The sequence below is a fragment of the Cohnella cholangitidis genome (genome assembly GCF_014107495.1).
GTDB classification, from domain to species: Bacteria; Bacillota; Bacilli; order Paenibacillales; family Paenibacillaceae; genus Cohnella; species Cohnella cholangitidis.
In genome coordinates this window covers 5,444,406-5,458,291 of sequence record NZ_CP041969.1, presented here as the reverse complement: position 1 = coordinate 5,458,291, position 13,886 = coordinate 5,444,406, and the positions used below count along the sequence as shown (strand labels likewise).

Genomic DNA, 13,886 nt, shown 5'->3' with positions numbered 1-13,886 from the left:
GCATGCTGGCACCAGCTCTCGTTCTATTTTTTTCTAGCCCGATACTGCTGAGGCGTTACGCCGACAATTCTTTTGAACAAGTTGGAAAAGCTCCCTAAGCTGGTATAACCTACGTTTTCCGCAATATCGGTAATCTTGTATTCTGTTTCTTCCAGCAATCGTTTGGCTTCCTGTATTCGTTCCTGAATGATGGCGTCCGACAAAGATAGCCCTGTCTCCTTTTTGAACATCCTGGACAAATAAGCCGGATTCAAGTAGACATGGGAGGCCAGATCTTCCCGGGTTATCTCCTGGCTCAGGCGGGAACGAATGTATTGTCCGATCTTGGCGACTACGGTGGAGGATACGTTATTGCTTGTCCGAAGAAGCCGCACGGTCGCCCCTAGGCATTCCCTTGTCCAACTCTGCAGGGCCGTCATATGTTTCGGATAGCTTTCCTTGTCCGCCAGTTTTTTCAACTCCGCCGACTCGTGCATCGTTAACCCTTTTTTCGCAAGTAGGGTATGAATGATAAAGAGAATGCCATGGATGATCTGGTCATGCGATTCTTTCGTCCAGGTTTCCGTCCCGCTGCCGCTAAACCATTGCGTAACGCGGCGATCCAATTCCTCTAGTTCGCCGAGTTCCAGGATGGTGGCCCATTCCGAAAACAAGTTCAAAGGAGCCGCCGTCGGTATCTGTTCCAGCGGTTTAACGGATGGCGGATAAACGGCAGTGAATACTTGCCGGGAACGGTTGATGTTGCGTTGTTCTCTCTCCGTCACGTTAGCGTAGGCGATCACGATCTCCGACAGAAGCACCGAAGGGCTAATGTAGATGGACAAGGAGCAATGGAGCAGCCGTTCGCACTCGTTCAAGAACCGCCGGCAGTTGCGTTCAGTACGTTGCCGACAGGGTCCGCTTCGCGCCTCTCGTATACGATCGCCAGATTAAGACCCGCATGATTCTGAAGAACGACGCCTTCTAACTCGCTCAACAGAAGTTCTCCGGCCAAATTACGAAGCGCGTATTCCATAATGGACTCGTCCCGCGCGCTCAGGTTCTCTTTCCATTGCTCCAGACCTAACAGGACCACGATAAAACGATCGCACGGCTTGAAATCCAATCCGTAAGTTTCCGCGGATCTTTGCAACGAATCCGGATGAAGCGACGCTCGCCGGCTAAGAACGTCCTGCCAGAAGCGTTCCACCAGGATGGGCAGCTGCCGATCCCATTTCCTTCGATAATCCTGCATAAGATCGTCATACTTTTGCCGATCTTTCCGCCTGCCCGCTTCGGCGATAGCTTCGCCCGCCACTTTCTTCAATTGCCCGTAATCGACGGGCTTTAACAAATAATGAAACGCTCCATGTTGAATGGCACGCTGCGCGTATTCGAAATCCGCATGGCATGTGAGCATAATGGTCAGGGTGTTCGGCGAGTGTTGCTCTACCCAGGCCAACAAATCCAGCCCGTTCCTCCCCGGCATCTCGATATCGCATATAAGCAGATCGACTGCGTCGTTTCTTAGGCACTCCACCGCATGCTCTACGTTTTCCGCAAGCCTAACGTCCGTAACGCCCAGCTCGCCCCAATCCACGCCTTGCTGCAAACCGAGCAAAGCGAAATATTGGTCGTCTACGATCAAAATCCGGTACATAGGGTCGATCACGGCCTCCTCGTCATAGGCAACTTCATCTCTACCACTCCGCCTCCCCGAGGATCGTTCCGGAAAGCAAGATTCGCTCGTTCGTCGTAGAACATGACTAAGCGTCTACGAACGTTCCATACCCCCAACTGGCTGTCCGTCGGCTCTTTTTCATATAAACCGCCGTTAAGCATTTCGAGTTGCGGGTCGGAAAATCCCCGTCCGGTGTCGCTGATTTGGATGGAAACGTACGGGACCCCGTCATCCCCGGATTCCGCGCTCACCGTTATCTCTACTTGGAATGGTTTTAAGTTATCTATAAATCCATGCTTAATGGCATTTTCCACGAAAGGCTGGATAAGCAGCGGCGGGACGAACAGACTTTCGAGTTCCTTCGGAAGACGTTCGCGATAGGTCAGCTTATCCGGGTACATCACCATTTGGATCTCCATATAGTTCCGGATATGATTCATTTCGCTGGCAAGCGGAATCCACGTATCGTTGGTACTCATAATGAACCTGAAATAAGAAACAAGATGGCCGATCATCTTTTTGATCAGAGAGTACTTCTGAAGCTCTACCAGATGGTAGACGATATTCAGGGAGTTCATAAAAAAATGAGGATTGATTTGGGCCTGAAGATGTTTAAGCTCGGCCTGCTGGACTTTCATTTTCTCTTCGTATACGTCGATTTTCAGATCGCCGATTTGTTCGGCCATCCGATTGAACTGTTCCGTTATCAACTGAAACTCCTTGGTATTCCCTTCCTTTAGTCGGTAATCCAATTGTCCCTTGCCCAGTATGCGCATTCCGCTAGTCAATGAATGAATCGGCTTAAACACTAGCCGACTAAGTAGAATAAGAAGAATGACCAACATCACGATAACCGCGGCCGGAATGCCTTCGATAACGCGTTGGAACAAAGGAAGCTCATCCAATAGCGATTTTTCGTCCAATAGGATGAATGCGTTGAGATCCGAAAAAAGGGAAGGTTTGCCTACGAACAAATAGTTGTTACCGTCATCGAGACGAATGGAGGCGCTGGTGCGATCCGATTGTTCATTCAGAAGGCCGCGGATGCTGACGAGATCCTCATTCGTGAATCGACCCCATAACGGCTTGCCGTCTTTCGATATCATGCCGATCTTCTCATCGCTTCTTGCGGGTCCTAGCTGCGTTAAAGGCTGTGCCAACGAGTCGATGCTGACAAGTACGCCGATGAGCAACCTTCCGCTTTTATCCGGCAGAGCCTTATACAGGACAGGTTCGCCGCCGACGGTGACGATTTCCCACTTCAAAGAAGTTGGAAGCTTGAGCGTTTCCAGCCGCGAAGACAATCCGGATCGGATGTCGTCTCTCTCTTGGTAATACTCTTTTCGGCTGCTTAGGAACAATTCATCCCTCTTCTGATGATAGACGAACACGGTGCGGATAATGGAGTAGTAACTGACATCGTTATACCATTGATCCATCAATTTCCGCAGGGAAACGTAATAGTTCACGCTATCCGGGTCGCTTGCCGAGTATAGTTCCAACAGCAGGTTGTCGTTTGCCGTGCGAGTCAAATAAGTGCCGGTCTGCTCCAGCAGTTCGTCAAGGGCGCTTAAATGAAGAGCCAGCGTATCCGAGGCGGAATTCGCGACTTTCTCCCGAACGATGTTCGTTGAATAGATATTCGTATAGTACAGGAAAAGAAAAAGAGGCGTCACTAATAGCAGAACGAGAGCGCTTACCTTAAATCGCAACGATAGTCTCACAATCTCTCTCCTCTTGCTCGGCCTTAAGCGACGATGCGGCACGAAAGGGGGAAGACTTTGTTAGTCTTCCCCCTAGCCTATTTACGGTTGTTTCGCTTTCCATTCATCATACTGCTTCTGAGCCTCAGCGCGGATTTTCTCGATGCCGTTGGCTTTTAACTTGACGTTGTATTCGGCGAGAACCTTGTCTGCGTCCAGACTGCCCGTTTCAAGCAACGGACGATATTCCTTGATAATATTGCTGATAACCGATACTTCCGTTTTGACCGGTTCCGTATTGAAGCTAAAACCGAACGATTTCACCTTATGGGCCCTGCCGTTATACTCCTTGAACTTTTCCCATTTGTCAGCGCTTTCGCCTTCCCACAAATAAGTGAGCGTCTGATTGCCGAACATCCACTCGATGCCCGGTGCCCAACCCGTATCCGCTCGGGTAGCGACGCCGTCCGGCAGCTTAATGAAATTATCCTGGCCTTCCAGCTTAACGTATTGACGAGCTTCCACGCCGAAATCGAACAAATTGACCAGATGCTTGTCGGTGTGGAGAAGATTCAGCAGCATCATCGTCCGCTCCGGATCGACGGATGTGCGCCCGATGGCCATCATGGAGTTGCTGATGCTCGCCGTGCTCATCTCGGGATCGTTTCCTTTAAGCTTGACGAGCTGGATACCGGTGGCGCTAGAATCTTCCTTATCGGAATCCGGTTTGTCGGAGCCGAACTTCATCCATGTTTTTCCTGCTTTCAATGCGTCTTCGGTGCTTGTCTTGGTCGTTGCGGCATCTTTGTTGATGTAGCCCTTCTTGAACCAGTCGCTGTAGAGCCTCCATCTGTAAATAGCGGCATCGTTCTCCATCGAGCTGATGACCATCTTGTCCGTCTTCGTGTCCAGCACGATTACGGCAGGCGCGCCCGCTACCAGCTCGTAACGGAAGTTTTCCTCCATGCTTTTCCTGGTTTTGTCGAAGTAACTAAGCGTATCGGAACCGCTGCCCGACAGCCAGATCGGAGCGAAGCCGGGTTCCTTTTCCTTAATGGTCTCAAGCCATGGCTCGAGATCTTCCAATGTATTGATGGCACTTACGTCAAACCCGTACTTATCCACCATATCTTTTCTTAACATAATGGTGTGGCTTTCGCCGATTTCCTTATTCGTAGGAATCGCGTAAATTTTGCCGTTTACTTTGCCGCCTTCGAAGAAACGGGCGTCTAACGTCTGCGTAATTCCTTGTCCGTATTGAGCCAACAGTTCATCGAGCGGCAGAAAGGCGCCTTTCGCTACGTTGTTGGCAAAATCGGACCAGTTCGGAGCAAATGTCAAGTCTACCTGTTCTCCGGACTGATATGCCAGAACCATCTTTTCCGCCCAGGAGGACCATGGGAGTCCTTGGAAGTCGATCTCGGCGTTTATTTTCTCTTTGAGATACTTGTTGATCTCCGCTACGACCGCCGCGGTGTCCTTCTGAGGGAAATTACCTACCGTGTACACTTTGAGCTTGCGATACTTGGAGATATCCGGATTGCCGGATCCGGTATCGCCGGATGTCTGGCTGCTTGCCGTCGGTTTCGCGCTTGGCGACCTGACGAGCTTGCGTTGTCATTGTTACCGCAAGCAGAGATAACCAGCATGATCGCGATCAGCAAAGAAAGCGCCGTGCCCCAACCTTTTGCTGCCTTCATTTCGTCGTGCCTCCCTATCATTTTATCATATATTCTAACCGGCCATTTAGCCAGAGTTAGACGGTTTAACCCTTGATGGCCCCGATGGTAAGCCCTTTGGTGAAGTATTTCTGGAAGAAGGGATAAACGAACAGTATAGGACCAATCGAGACGACAACCATCGCCATGCGAAGACTTTCCGTGGGAACCGTTTCTTGCACCAGCAAGGCTACGCCGCTTCCCGCCAATTGATTTTTGAAGAACTCGGCCTGGCGAATCATTTGAATCATCACGTACTGCAAGGAGAACTTATCCGTATCGTTAATAAACAACAAGGAGTTAAACCAGTCGTTCCAATACATCAGCGTCGTGAACAAGCCGATGGTCGCAAGAACCGGGAGCGAAATCGGAAGAACAAGCTGGAAGAAAATCCGCCACTCCGAAGCCCCGTCCAATTTACCCGACTCGATCATCTCTTCCGGTATGGTCTGCTGAAAGAAGGTACGCGTAATGAATATATAGAAAGCGCTCGAAAGACCCGGAAGGATAAGAGCGATAAGAGAATCTCTCAGCTCCAAGTAATTGATATACAAGAGGTAGAACGGGACTAACCCTCCGGAGAAAAGCATCGTAATCAAAAGGTAGATATTAAAAGCTTTCTTGAACGGAAAATCCTTGCGAAAGATCGGATATGCGTACATGGCAATCAACAACACCGCCAATAAGGTTCCGATACAGGTAACGGTTAAGGTAACCCCATAGGCTTTCAACAGCGTTGACGAATCGGTAAACAGAAATCGATATGCGGACAAATCAATAACGTCAGGCCAGAACTTATAACCTTTTAACGTGAGCATTTTTTCGTCGGAAATGGAGATAGAGACGATCAGCACGATGGGCATGATGCACGCGAGACTGAAAGCGACGAAAAATAGGTGAAGAAATAGTTTAGCCGACCTGGACACTTGCTGATAAGGTTTCATGCTACCCGCTTTATTCATTTCGATTCTCCTTTCTAGAAAAGCGCCGTATCGCGATTTAATTTGCGAGCCAGACTGTTAGCTCCGATGACAAGAAAAAATCCGACTACCGATTGGTAAAAATTCGCCGCAGAGGACATTCCCAGATCGTTGAGCTGGATCAAACCTCTGTAAACATACGTATCGATGACATCCGTCGTAGAGCGCAACGCGCCGGAGTCGAGCGTAACATGATAGAACAAACCGAAATCGGAGCGGAAAATGCCTCCCAAATTCAGAATCGTCAGGATGACCATCACCGGCGTAAGGAGCGGAATCGTAATTCGAATGATTTGCTGCCATTTGCCGGCGCCGTCCATAACCGCGGCTTCATACAACTCCTCGCTGATTCCGGTTATGGCTGCTAGATAGATGACGCTGCCTATTCCTACGGAGTGCCACATTTTCGTTAACCATAAAATATACGGCCATGCTTGCGGGTGCATATAAGCATTAACTGAAGCGTGGCCGAATAAAGGCAAGACGTATTTGACCAGGAAGCCGTATTCCGGATGCAGAAAGGCGTATACTATATAGCTGACGACGACCATAGACAAGAAATTCGGCATGATCATAACCGTTTGATAGAATCGCGAAGCGATCTTGGCACGTACCTCATTAATGGCAATAGCGACAGCAACCGAGAGAAGTAAACCGGACACAATAAAGGAAATATTGTATGCAACCGTATTAACGGTCACACGCCATGCATCGGAAGTGGCAAAGAGAAAGCGGAAATTGTCGAGTCCCGTCCACGGGCTGCCCATAATCCCATCGACGTAGTTGATGTTCTTGAAAGCGATGAATACGCCGAACATCGGAATATAACAATTAATGAAAAAGACGATCGCCGGCGGTAAAAGCATAAACAGCAGTACTCGATATTTCACGATATTTCGAAGTAAGCGGACGATGCCGCTCTGCCGCCGTGAACTCGCCGGCTTAATTGATGTATTAACGTTCGATTGAATAGCCATGCCTATAACCTCGCTCCAATTTAACAGGATGGGTTCATTGTACTCTGTTAAGAATTAAGATCTCTCTATCGCAGGTGACCTCGTTTATTCGAAAGTTACCTTTTCCTCTTTTCGAAATAACCAACGATAAAACGTAAAATAACCCGGGAGAGGCACTTTTTTAGTGTCCATCTCCCGGGTTATTTACTTCGGATTAAGCCAGATCTCTTTGAATTCTAATTTTTCATCCATCAGATTATCGAATTAATGATCAGGGTTAAGGCGAACGCGGATTACGATATCCTGATCGTGATTGCCGAATCCCGAACCATAAAGCGTCAACCCTCCGACATTAACGGCATGCTCATCCACCGCGAAACGAAGCGTCCAGAATGATTCCTGAAGTTTAATATCCGCGAGGGTCACATCCGACATACGCTCTTCATCCATAAATGTACCCGTGGCGTCAATACGTATCGTCTTCAATAACCCGTATTGATTCACGTTTCGATGCCACCATTCAGGCGTAAGCCTCCCTCTCGCAGCTCTTCCGAAGTCAGCCGGACTTGTCCATGTGCCTAAGGATATGCCGTTGAACGTAAACTCGATATCCGAAGGCCAATAATCTCTTAAGCCGGGCGCTTCCGAAGCAATCTCCATCGATATTTCGATGGCTTCCGCGGTTTGATCCGCAAGCAGATAGTTTGGCATTTTGTATTCAACATAGCCCCATCCGAACCATAGAATGGCGGCGTGTACCCGCTCGGGATCAAGGAAATAGCGAGGGTCATCCCATTTTCCGATTTCTTTCTCGAGCGTCCCAAGCCCGCAAGTAGGATGGACTTCAAAGGCAGTGTAATGACCGACCGAAATTCTCTGTTCTCTGGTCTTCGCAGCATGGCTGGCGAACGGCAGCTCAATCTCGACGGTTTTCTGTTGGAGAAAACACATTTTGTGCGTCCCTCCGTTCAACCGAACCCTGCGACTGCCGATGAGCCCGGCTTGTTCGAGTTTTCGGATGTGCATGGTGACGATAGAGGGACTGAGCTCTAAACGATCCGCAATATCTTTCACGTTCATTTCGTTATCGGCAATGAGACTCATGATTTTCCATCTGACCTCGCTGGCCAACGCTTCGTATAACGGCATGAACTTCGCTTCCCCGTTCGCTTTGATTATCATCATAGTCTCCTGACTGCATTTCTTTGAAATCATATATATATTAATTTAATAATTTTAACAGGAACCTTCAAGCCCAATCTATTGCAAGATTTTCAACAATGCTGTTTAATTTCCTTAGCTGCCGAACAAATTAAATTTATATTAATATGAATTTATGAATGAGGAGGATATATGAAATATCATAATCCGGTTATCAAAGGATTTTATCCAGACCCTAGCGTATGCAAAGCAGAAGACGTCTATTATCTGGTTTGCAGCTCCTTTCAGTACTTCCCCGGCGTACCGATTTTTGAGAGCAAAGACCTGATTAACTGGACGCAAATCGGTCATTGCCTAACCAGAGAGAGTCAGGTTCAACTAGGCAAGGTGGGCAGCTCCGGCGGAGTTTTTGCTCCTACGATACGTTACGACAACGGGAGATTCTACATGACTACGACCAACGACACCACTCGTCAGAATTTCTATGTATGGACCGACGATATTTACGGCGAATGGTCCGAACCGGTCTATGTGGATCAGGGAGGAATCGATCCCGATTTGTATTTTGAAGATGGAAAAGCCTTTTTTATGAGCAACGGAAAAGATGATAACGGCAAGGACGGCATTGTTCAGTGTGAAATTGACATTGAAACGGGCTGCAAATTGACGCCGAGCCGTTCGATTTGGCAGGGGGCAGGCGGGCGCTATTTGGAAAGCCCGCATCTATATAAAATGAATGGCCGGTATTACCTGATGGCGGCTGAAGGCGGAACCGAATACGGCCATATGGTCATCTATGCGCGGGGAGAATCTGCTTCCGGACCGTTTGAAGCTTATCCGAATAATCCCGTGCTGACCAACCGCAATATGGGCGGTTATGAACTGCAGGGGGTTGGCCATGGCGATCTGATTCAAGATAACGATGGAAACTGGTGGATGCTCCATCTAGGCTTCCGTCAAATCGGTCAATGGCTTACCTACCATCATCTCGGACGCGAAGTTTTCCTTACGCCGGTTACTTTCGGAGAGGATGGCTGGTTTACGGCAGGGTACAACGGGACCGCTCTTACGAGTTTCGAGACTGATCGGATCCCAAGTCAAACCGTTCAGCAGGAGAAAAAGTTTTTTACCTTCGAGAACACGGATTGGAATTTGGATTGGTGCTATCTCCGTCATCCTATAGCAGGGAATTACTTGTTAGAATCCGATAAAGCAACGCTTAATGGGACCGCGGTGACTCTGGATATTCCAGCATCCCCGACTTTTATCGGCATACGTCAAAGAGACTTCAACGCGGCAATTTCATGCGATGTCAACCTCACCAGCGGCGAAGCAGGCATTACCCTTTATATGGATGAGAATCATCATTATGATTTGGCTATACGTAAAGCTGAAACCGGGTATAAAGTTATCGAGCGCCTGAATATCGGAGATATTAAATCCATTGAACATGAAATAGATTTGGGAAGCGACAACCACGCTACTCTGATTATACGGGCAAGCCAGGAGCGCTACAGCTTCCTAGTTCAAGCAAACGGCAAGGATACTCTTATAGGCACGGCACAAACCAGATACCTATCCTCTGAAGTTGCGGGAGGCTTTACGGGCGTCCTCATCGGCTTATATGCTTACGGGGAAGAATCTAAGGCCGAGTTCTCAAAATTCAAGTGCGACTATCTTTAAATCTCTCTAAACATGGGTTGCTAGAAAAATTGTGCTTAGATAATGCTGTTTAAGCTTATAGCGTTATAATTGCGTTTGGGGCGCTGTCGAAACATGCTGTTCTTTTGCGGATGTAAAACGCAATCACAGAATACAATAGGATACGCCCTTTAACTGTTCCACAGTCACGAGGTGTATCCTATTGTTTCGCGCACTAGCAGAGCAGAGACTCGCCAAGCATTCCAGTGCATTCAGTTTTTAAACAAATTCATCATTGTTAACGTTTTAGGCACAAATGCTGCTTGCGTAGTTCCTTATGTGAAGGGCTTGGAGAAACCGGCGTTAAGGGAAGGTTATATTTTCGAAAACGCCAAGAACATGCCTATAACCTTGCCGTCGTCATTTGGAACGGAGAGCAATGGGTAAATAACCTTTTCGAAAGATAAAGCCGATTACGTATACAATTTACTCGAACAAGCTAAGAAAAGCATTGGATAGGAAAATCTACAGTACGACTCTCGAAAGTTCTCAAATCATCACTAAAATGTACGATATTTTTTTCTTAGGCATTAAGTTTAATTTTTATCATGAAAAATACTCCCAAATAGGGTAGTCATTATTTCACCTGACTACCCTATTGGGAGTATATCACCCTATCGGGATACCTCGGCATAAAAACATCCGACGCAATGTCTTACTTACTACCCGTAAACGTAATCCCTTTGACGAAAAACCTGTTAAATCCGATGTAGATGAGCAAAGCCGGAATCGTCATGATAATAGAAGCCGCCATGATATAGTTCCAGAAACTGATGTATTGCCCTTTGAACGTATTCAAGCCGATAGAGAGCGTGAACATCGCTTTGTCGGACATCAGCATGAGCGGTTTCAGAAACTCGTTCCATGCGCCCATGAAGATGAATATCGTCTGCGCGGCAATCGCGGGCTTGGCGAGTGGCAACACGACCCGGACGAACAAGCCGAACTTGCCGAGTCCATCGAGCTCCGCCGCTTCTTCCAGCTCCTTAGGAAAGCTGATGAAAAACTGCCGCATCATGAAGATGTACGTCGCTTGCGCCCCCATCGGCACAATGATGGCCTGATAGCTGTTTAACCAGCCCAAGTATTTGATGATCAAGTAGCTCGGAATAATGGTCAATTGGCCGGGTATCATAATCATCGCCAGAATGCTGTAGAACATGAGCGTGCTCCCGGGGAACTTGATTCTTGCTAACGCATAGCCCGCCATGGAGTTGAATAGCAGATTGAATAAGGTAATGGATACCGCGATCAGCGCACTATTCAAAAACCAACGCACGAATAGCGGCTCCTGACGAAAGATGGTCCGGTAATTATCGAAAGTAAAATGTTCCGGAATGAAGCTCATGCCTCCCTTCACGATCTCCGGCAATGTCTTGAAGGAAGCGGATAACGCCCATAGGAACGGAACGAACGTGACGATGGCGTAGATTCCGAGCAGGACGTAAAACAGCGGCCTGTACCGATTCAGAGTCTTATTCACTGCGATTCCCTCCTAATTCAGCTTCTCTTCCTTGAAGATCAACCGTTGTATAACCGTGATAAGCATGATGACGACCGCCAGCAGGAACGCCAACGCGGAAGCGTAGCCCATGTCCAGGCTCTTAAACGCATATTGGTAAATGAGCAGTACCATCGTCAACGTAGCATTGTTCGGTCCGCCCGATCCCGCGGAGAAGATGTACGACTGGTCGAACAATTGAAACGTGCCGATAATGCCCATGACGATAACATAGAAGGTCACCGGCTTCAACTGCGGGACGGTAATGCGCCAAAACTTCTTCCAGGCGTTTGCCCCATCGATTTCCGCGGCTTCGTAAAGCGAGTCCGGTATATCTTGCAAGGCGGCCAAGTAGATGACCATGAACAATGGCGCAGTCGACCAGATATTCATGATCATAATACCGAGCAGCGCGACAGATGGATCCCCCAGCCAGTTGTAAGTCGGCAGGCCGACCAACTCGAGAAAATAATTGAGCAGCCCGTTCTTGTTGTAGATCCACATGAAGATGAGAACGAGAACTGCCGACGACGTTACCGTGGGTAAATAGAACGCGACCCTGAAAAAATTCCGAAAACGAAGCTTCATGTTCAAGACCGCGGCCAATACCAGTGCTAGAATCGTCTGGGAAGGAACTACGATCAGCGCGTACTTGAATGTGTTTCGCAGGGCTATCCATAGCCGGGGGTCGTCGATCATCCGCTCGAAATTCGCTGTTCCGATGAATTTGTAATTAACCGTTCCGAGAAGATTTACTTTATGAAACGAAAGAAAAACGGCGTAAGCGATCGGCAGCAATAAAAAGCCGCCCAAAATGAGGATCGCCGGGGTCATGAAAGCATATCCCGACAGTGATTCCCTCCACTTGCGCATTACGTTGGGTCTAGCCATCTTTGGCGCCTCCTTTCCTCCATTGCGCGATTGGACACGAAACGACTAGAGCCGTAGGCAACTGTGGCTTCACTCGTTCCACGCCAAGGCGTAAGCGGATTCAAAGGGGGGCCGAAGCGGATCGGCGATCCGAATAAGCCCCCCCCGTAAGTCGTATCCTTGATTGATTCTTATTTCGCGGCTTCGATTTCTTTGTTTGCGGTATCTTGCCCTTTATTAAGCGCGTCGGTCAACGTCGATTGACCGGAGTACGCCGCCACGAATTGGTTATTGAAGTTGTTCATTACCGTCGACAGCGTGGATCCCGCTTGCCATGGAATCGCATAAGAACCTCCGGCGACAAGCGCGCCGCGGATCGGATCTTTGTCGAAGCCGAGCTCGGCCGCTACCGATTTACGGGTCGGGAGCGCAAAGCCTTTGCTTGTCCACGTCTTCATGCCCTCTTTACCCGTCAAGTAAGACAGCAGCTTCCAAGCGGCTTCTTTTTTCTGAGAATTTTTATTCATAACGTACGCAACCGTGAACGCCATCGTGCCTTTTTTGCCGTTGACCGTCGGTACTTCTGCGGTTCCGAAATCCACTTCCGGGAAGTTCGTCTGAATGTAGGGGATCGCCCAGTTGCCTTCGAGCACCATCGCCGCTTTTTGCTGACCGAACATTTCTCCGCCCCAGCCGGCGCCGACATCGGAAGGCTGACCCGCCGTTTGCGCTTTCGTATGCTGATCGATAACGAGCGATAATCCTTTTTCAGCTTCCGGCGTGGCGAACGTCGCATTGCCTTGATCGTCGACCAACTTGCCGCCGAACGCGTTGATCATGAACATTTGGCGAGCCAACTCGGGCGCTTGACCCAAGCCGTAAACTTCGACTTTTTTGCCGTTTTTCTTCGTCAGCTTCTCGGATACCGCGAGTAACTCGTCCCAAGTAGCCGGAGGCGCGGCAATGTTCGCGTCGGCAAACATTTTTTTGTTGTAGAACAACGCGAGTGTCGAATAGTCTTTCGGGAAACCATAGGTTTTGCCGTCTGTCGATTTAAAGGCATTCAGCATTGGCGCTTCGAAGTCGTTCGTGTCGAATTCGGGCGTCACGTAGCCGTCAAGCGGTTCCAAAACGTCTTTTTCGATCAGAGCCGGCGCTTCGAAGGCGTCCAAGTAGAACACGTCCGGCGCTTCGTTGCCTATGAGGCGCGTCTTGATGACGTCCATATATTGATCGGCGATAACTTCGTACTTCACTTTGACGTCCGGGTTCTTCGCTTGGAACTCGTCCAATACTTGCTGTAAAAGCGCTTGTTCCTCGGGCGAAGATCCCCAACCCGCCAGCGTGACTTCTACCGGGTCTTTGGCCGACTCCGGGGTTGTCGACGCCGATGACGATGCCGGCGCGGACGAGGACGGGGATGCCCCGTCATTGTTCGAGTTTCCCCCGCATGCGGACAGAACCATAAACGTCGAAAGAAAAGTTGCGAGTGTAAGCGTTAATTTCTTCATTACGATTTTTCCTCCCTTTTATTTGTTTATACAATCAAACGGCCGAAGGGATCTGCTTTCTCCGTCGGTTCCCGACCGGTGGTACCGACCAGTAGGGAACCGACGGAGAGCGATTCCCTCGTTCG

Annotated in this window: 12 protein-coding genes; 2 read left to right on the top strand and 10 right to left on the bottom strand. The window is 48.9% G+C overall.

Annotated features, from left to right (window positions below):
* Positions 1-23 precede the first annotated feature (23 nt).
* The 4 genes from FPL14_RS25005 to FPL14_RS24990 form a co-directional block, all read right to left on the bottom strand.
* Complete coding sequence (locus tag FPL14_RS25005; protein ID WP_182300278.1) at positions 24-857, bottom strand: helix-turn-helix transcriptional regulator; 834 nt, start codon at positions 855-857, stop codon at positions 24-26.
* Positions 854-1,651 carry a response regulator gene (locus tag FPL14_RS25000; RefSeq protein WP_182300277.1) on the bottom strand — a complete coding sequence of 266 codons (798 nt, stop codon included), beginning with the start codon at positions 1,649-1,651 and terminating at the stop codon, positions 854-856. The genes FPL14_RS25005 and FPL14_RS25000 overlap by 4 nt, the downstream gene beginning before the upstream one ends.
* A complete protein-coding gene (locus FPL14_RS24995) occupies positions 1,648-3,384 on the bottom strand; it encodes a sensor histidine kinase (RefSeq protein WP_182300276.1) in 1,737 nt (578 codons plus the stop codon). The genes FPL14_RS25000 and FPL14_RS24995 overlap by 4 nt, the downstream gene beginning before the upstream one ends.
* Before the next feature lie 81 nt (positions 3,385-3,465).
* A complete protein-coding gene (locus FPL14_RS24990) occupies positions 3,466-4,872 on the bottom strand; it encodes an ABC transporter substrate-binding protein (protein ID WP_182300275.1) in 1,407 nt (468 codons plus the stop codon).
* Between FPL14_RS24990 and FPL14_RS24985 the strand changes: the two genes are divergently transcribed.
* Positions 4,865-5,005 (top strand): hypothetical protein, encoded by a 141-nt coding sequence (locus tag FPL14_RS24985; protein ID WP_182300274.1) that lies wholly within the window; start codon positions 4,865-4,867, stop codon positions 5,003-5,005. The genes FPL14_RS24990 and FPL14_RS24985 overlap by 8 nt on opposite strands.
* A 123-nt stretch (positions 5,006-5,128) precedes the next feature.
* Here FPL14_RS24985 and FPL14_RS24980 read toward each other — a convergent pair whose 3' ends face one another.
* The 3 genes from FPL14_RS24980 to FPL14_RS24970 form a co-directional block, all read right to left on the bottom strand.
* Positions 5,129-6,043 carry a carbohydrate ABC transporter permease gene (locus FPL14_RS24980; RefSeq protein WP_229263663.1) on the bottom strand — a complete coding sequence of 305 codons (915 nt, stop codon included), beginning with the start codon at positions 6,041-6,043 and terminating at the stop codon, positions 5,129-5,131.
* A 14-nt stretch (positions 6,044-6,057) separates the two neighbouring features.
* Positions 6,058-7,038: an ABC transporter permease gene (locus FPL14_RS24975; protein ID WP_182300273.1), complete on the bottom strand. Its 981-nt coding sequence runs from the start codon at positions 7,036-7,038 to the stop codon at positions 6,058-6,060.
* A 243-nt stretch (positions 7,039-7,281) separates the two neighbouring features.
* Positions 7,282-8,196: an ArsR/SmtB family transcription factor gene (locus FPL14_RS24970; protein WP_182304153.1), complete on the bottom strand. Its 915-nt coding sequence runs from the start codon at positions 8,194-8,196 to the stop codon at positions 7,282-7,284.
* 174 nt (positions 8,197-8,370) lie between these two features.
* Between FPL14_RS24970 and FPL14_RS24965 the strand changes: the two genes are divergently transcribed.
* Complete coding sequence (locus tag FPL14_RS24965; protein ID WP_182300272.1) at positions 8,371-9,861, top strand: glycoside hydrolase family 43 protein; 1,491 nt, start codon at positions 8,371-8,373, stop codon at positions 9,859-9,861.
* Between the two features lie 673 nt (positions 9,862-10,534).
* Here the strand turns inward: FPL14_RS24965 and FPL14_RS24960 are convergent.
* From FPL14_RS24960 to FPL14_RS24950, 3 genes are all read right to left on the bottom strand, one after another.
* Complete coding sequence (locus FPL14_RS24960) at positions 10,535-11,362, bottom strand: carbohydrate ABC transporter permease (RefSeq protein WP_182300271.1); 828 nt, start codon at positions 11,360-11,362, stop codon at positions 10,535-10,537.
* Positions 11,363-11,374: 12 nt separating this feature from the next.
* A complete protein-coding gene (locus tag FPL14_RS24955; RefSeq protein WP_182300270.1) occupies positions 11,375-12,271 on the bottom strand; it encodes a carbohydrate ABC transporter permease in 897 nt (298 codons plus the stop codon).
* Between the two features lie 170 nt (positions 12,272-12,441).
* Positions 12,442-13,761 carry an ABC transporter substrate-binding protein gene (locus tag FPL14_RS24950; protein WP_182300269.1) on the bottom strand — a complete coding sequence of 440 codons (1,320 nt, stop codon included), beginning with the start codon at positions 13,759-13,761 and terminating at the stop codon, positions 12,442-12,444.
* Between the last annotated feature and the right edge of the window lie 125 nt (positions 13,762-13,886).